This window comes from Caulobacter sp. 17J65-9, assembly GCF_010975005.1.
In the GTDB taxonomy this organism is placed as follows: domain Bacteria; phylum Pseudomonadota; class Alphaproteobacteria; order Caulobacterales; family Caulobacteraceae; genus 17J80-11.
Map to the genome: position 1 here is coordinate 1 of NZ_JAAIVC010000279.1, position 2052 is coordinate 2052.

Here is a 2052-nt window from a genome sequence, read left to right on the forward strand (position 1 = left end):
GACCAGGGCGGCGGCGACGGCCGCGGCCGCGGCGGTGTTGCGGCCGACCGGCTCGAGCACGACGGCCGCGGGGGTCACGCCGGCGGCGTCGAGCTGGGCGTGCACCAGGTCGCGGTGACGGCCGCTGCAGATCACCACGGGGGCCCCCACCGCCGCGCGTTCGGAGCCGCGCATGCGCAGCGCGGTGTCCTGGATCATGGTGTGGGCGCCGGTCAGGGCGTGGAACTGCTTGGGCCGGGCCTCGGTGGACAGCGGCCACAGCCGCGTGCCCGCGCCGCCGGACAGGACGACCGGCGTCACGCGCCGCCGCGGACCGGTCATGCGCCCGCTCCGGTCGGGGCGACGCTGGTGATCGCCTCGACATAGGTCCGCACCGCGCTGTCCAGATGATAGGCCGGCGTTCCGGCCGGCTTGGGCCTGGCCATCATCAGCCGGGCCTTCTCCACGAACTCGACCAGATTGCCCACGTCGTAGAACCCGATCCGCTCGGGGTGGTAGCGCCCGAACTCGGTGAAGGCGTGGGTGCGGGCGGCCAGCACCCGGCAGCCCAGCTCGACCGCCTGGCTGATCGGCCCGCTCGAGGTCTGGCCCACCTCCTGATAGGGGAAGGCGACCAGATCGCAGGCGACCATGCCGCGGAAGAAGTCGTCGTCGCTCATCGCGCCCAGGAAGTGCACGCGCCGCATCAGATTGGCCGGGTGCAGCTGCGGCTCCCCGGTCGGGGCGGGGCGCGCCGGCGCGGCCGCGGGCAGGTCCTCGTCGAAGCGGCCGGCGGCGAACAGGGGCTCCAGGTCCCGGGCCCGCGCCTCGCGCTCCTTCAGGCCCTTCAGGTTGACCCCGCCGAACACCGCCAGATGGACGTTGGCCGGCAGGTAGCGCAGGGCCTGGATCACGAAGTCGAAGTTCTTGTAGCCCGAGATGAAGCCGAACACGCCGATCACCAAGGCGTCCGGCGGCAGCGCGGCCAGGGCAGGGAAGGCGTGGCGGCCGCCGTCGGCCCGAAGGGCGTCGATGCGGTCGCGGCCCAGGAAGGCCAGCGGGTGGTGGTGGACCGCCGCCAGGCCTTCGGTGGTGGAGAAGCGCTTCCATTCGCGCTTGGTGTGCACCACGGCCTTGATCGGCTTGGTCCGCTGCGCCCGCCGCAGCGCGGCGTAGACGCCCTCGGCCAGCATCTGCTGCTTCTTGAAGTGCTGGTGGTGCTGCAGCACGCGCCAGGGATTGAGCCGCTTCACCCCGCCCAGGATCGCGCCGATCGGGTAGGGCGGGGCCGACAGCACCGTATGGAAGGTGACCGTCAGATTGCGCGAGGCGTCGACCAGGGCGAGGAAGCGGCGGTGGATGTCGTGCGGGCGCTCGCCCAGGGTGCCGTGCTCGAGCTGCAGATTGACGTAGTCGAAGTCGCGCAGCCGGCGCACGTGCGCCGCGATGGCTTCGTCGCCCAGCTTCATCAGCCGCGGATGGCTCGAGCGCAGCACGTCGCCGTCCAGCTCGAGCACCTCGATGTCGAAGAACGGCGCGAGGGCGGCGCGCAGGTGGCGGCTGTAGGCGGCGATCCCGCACAGGTCGTCCCAGGGGGTGATCAGGGCCAGCCGGCCCAGCCGCTGCGGCGGCGCGGAGAGCCGCAGATCGCCGCCCCCGGCGCTCGGATCGTCGTTGAGCATGCGGTGCATCGGGCCCCCTGCGTCGCGCCGGACGCCGCTCGCCCCCGCGCGCGTCCTTAGGTGCGCTAAACCCGCGCCGGCGGCCGAGGTTCCGGAATCCAAGGCCTGCAAAGGGATTTTGTGGGGCGCCCAGCAATCATCCACAGGCGAACGGAGGAATCTTTCAGATTCTCGGATTCGGTTGTTGACCCGCCCCGGGGCCTCCAATAGATACCCGCTCCTCGCCGGGGCGGACACGCTTCGAAACGGCGGGCCGGAAAAATCGGTTCTTCTTCAAAAAGAACTGCTTGACACGGAAAACGGGGCGGAATAAAAGCCGCCCTCCTCGCCGCCACCGGGCGCTAAACGGTGGGGCCGCTGAGGCGGTCGGGTCTTTGACATCGTTGATCTG

Annotated in this window: 2 protein-coding genes; both read right to left on the reverse strand. The window is 71.2% G+C overall.

All coding sequences use genetic code 11. The annotated features are described in order from the left end of the window. The coding region (locus G3573_RS21245; protein ID WP_276208771.1) for a sugar phosphate nucleotidyltransferase at window positions 1–321 on the reverse strand (321 nt) is incomplete at its 3' end. Next, the gene (locus tag G3573_RS21250) at window positions 318–1670 is read right to left on the reverse strand and encodes a hypothetical protein (RefSeq protein ID WP_163263628.1); all 1353 of its coding nucleotides are present in this window, start codon (window positions 1668–1670) and stop codon (window positions 318–320) included. The genes G3573_RS21245 and G3573_RS21250, both read right to left, overlap by 4 nt. Window positions 1671–2052 lie beyond the last annotated feature (382 nt).